This is a genomic window from Acidovorax sp. MR-S7 (assembly GCF_000400995.2).
Taxonomy (GTDB): Bacteria; Pseudomonadota; Gammaproteobacteria; order Burkholderiales; family Burkholderiaceae_C; genus MR-S7.
This window is the reverse complement of sequence record NZ_DF239006.1, coordinates 1-1,186: the sequence shown is the minus strand read 5'-3', so window position 1 is coordinate 1,186 and position 1,186 is coordinate 1. Positions and strand designations below refer to the sequence as shown.

General features: G+C 59.6%; 1 protein-coding gene. It reads left to right on the top strand.

Features of this window, described 5'->3' with window-relative positions:
• Nucleotides 1-80: 80 nt before the first annotated feature.
• Nucleotides 81-1,160 (top strand): IS630 family transposase, encoded by a 1,080-nt coding sequence (locus AVS7_RS22875; RefSeq protein WP_020230275.1) that lies wholly within the window; start codon nt 81-83, stop codon nt 1,158-1,160.
• Nucleotides 1,161-1,186: the final 26 nt, after the last annotated feature.

Sequence of the window (1,186 nt, the reverse complement as noted above, 5' to 3'; positions counted from 1 at the left end):
CTAGTGTGGTGTCTCAAAAATAGATAGAACTATTTTGACCGGTGTTGGTCGAATCAGCTTCCGTATAAGAGACTACGCTGATGGCCCACCCTGGACGCCCCGCCACGAAGCTGCAGATCACCGATGCCGAGCGCGCAGAGCTGCATGCGCGACTGCGCGTACGCAAAGCGCCCGAGGACGAGAAGCTGCGCATGCGAATCGTGCTGGGCTGCGCAGATGGGGAGTCGGGCACCATGATTGCCCAACGCTTGGGCACGACGGTGCAAACTGTCTCCAAGTGGCGGCGGCGCTACCAGGCGTATCGTCTGGCGGGTTTGACCGATGCCCCGCGCGCTGGCCGCCCGCGCAGTGTGGGCGACGAGCAGGTTCAGCTCATTGTGGACAAGGTTCGCCAGAGCAAGCCTGACAACGCCACGCACTGGAGCGTGCGCCAGATGAGTCGGCACGCTGGCGTATCGCCCGCGACGGTGCAGCGCATCTGGCATGCCTTTGGGCTGAAGCCGCACCTGCAAGAAACCTTCAAGCTATCGACGGATCCCCATTTCGTGGACAAGGTACGGGATGTGGTGGGGCTGTATATGGCACCACCCGATCGCGCCTTGGTGCTGTGCGTGGACGAGAAGAGCCAGATCCAGGCTCTGGATCGCACCCAACCAGGGTTACCACTGACGTTTGGCAAACCCAGCACGCGCACGCACGATTACAAGCGCCATGGCACAACGTCGCTGTTTGCAGCGCTGGATGTGGCCACTGGCAAAGTCATAGGACAGCTCAAGCGCCGTCACCGCAGTGTGGAATTCCTGCAGTTCCTCAAAGCCATCGATGCAGCGGTGCCTGGCGAACAAGACATCCACCTGATCATGGACAACTACGGCACGCACAAGACGCAGGCAGTGCGGGCCTGGCTAGCAGCCCATCCTCGCTACCACGTTCACTTCACGCCCACCTCAGCGTCCTGGCTCAATCTGGTCGAGCGTTTCTTTAGCCAGATCAGCGAGCAGTGGATCAAGCGCAGCGCCCACACCAGCGTTGCTCAGCTGGAGCAATCCATACGGGAATACATTGATCGTCACAACGAGGATCCCAAGCCGTTCGTGTGGCATAAAAGTGCGGACACCATCTTGGCATCTGTGGCGCGGGCAGCGAGTACCATTATTTGATGCTTACTTTTGAGACACCACACTAG

Excerpts from the sequence above, each read along its gene's own strand:
- AVS7_RS22875 (WP_020230275.1), top strand. The coding sequence starts at position 81 with ATGGCCCACCCTGGACGCCCCGCCACGAAGCTGCAGATCACCGATGCC.